Source organism: Vibrio sp. 2033 (assembly GCF_033339735.1).
The window spans coordinates 1-573 of the sequence record NZ_JAWOVC010000628.1 but is presented as its reverse complement, the minus strand read 5'-3'; the positions used below and the strand labels follow the sequence as shown (position 1 = coordinate 573).

1 protein-coding gene is annotated in these 573 nt (G+C 45.7%); it reads left to right on the top strand.

Annotated features, from left to right (window positions below):
* Positions 1 to 539, top strand: a 539-nt coding sequence (gene tsf / locus R7P74_RS28170; protein WP_318123968.1) for a translation elongation factor Ts, incomplete at its 5' end; no start/stop codon positions are given.
* Between the last annotated feature and the right edge of the window lie 34 nt (positions 540 to 573).

Below are 573 nucleotides of genomic sequence, written 5' to 3'. Positions count from 1 at the left end.
CAAAAGCTACAGTTGAAGAGCTACAAGCGCAATTCGAAGAAGCTCGCGTTGCTCTAGTTGCTAAAATCGGCGAAAACATCAACATCCGTCGCGTACAATACGTTGAAGGTACTGCAATCGCTTCCTACCGTCACGGTGAGAAAATCGGTGTAGTTGTTGCTGGTGAAGGCGACGCTGAAACTCTTAAGAACGTAGCAATGCACGTTGCTGCTTCTAAGCCAGAGTACGTAAACCCAGAAGACGTACCAGCTGACGTAGTTGCTAAAGAGAAAGAAGTTCAAGTTGAAATCGCTATGAACGAAGGCAAGCCAGCTGAGATCGCTGAGAAGATGGTTGTTGGCCGCATGAAGAAATTCACAGGCGAAATCTCTCTAACTGGTCAAGCATTCATCATGGAACCTAAGAAAACTGTAGGTGAAATGCTGAAAGAAAAAGGTGCTTCAGTTGCTACATTCGTTCGCCTAGAAGTTGGTGAAGGTATCGAGAAAGCAGAAGGCCTAAGCTTCGCTGAAGAAGTTGCAGCAGCTCAAAAAGGTTAACCCTTAGAGACTTGTGTAAAGATTAGACCGTGGC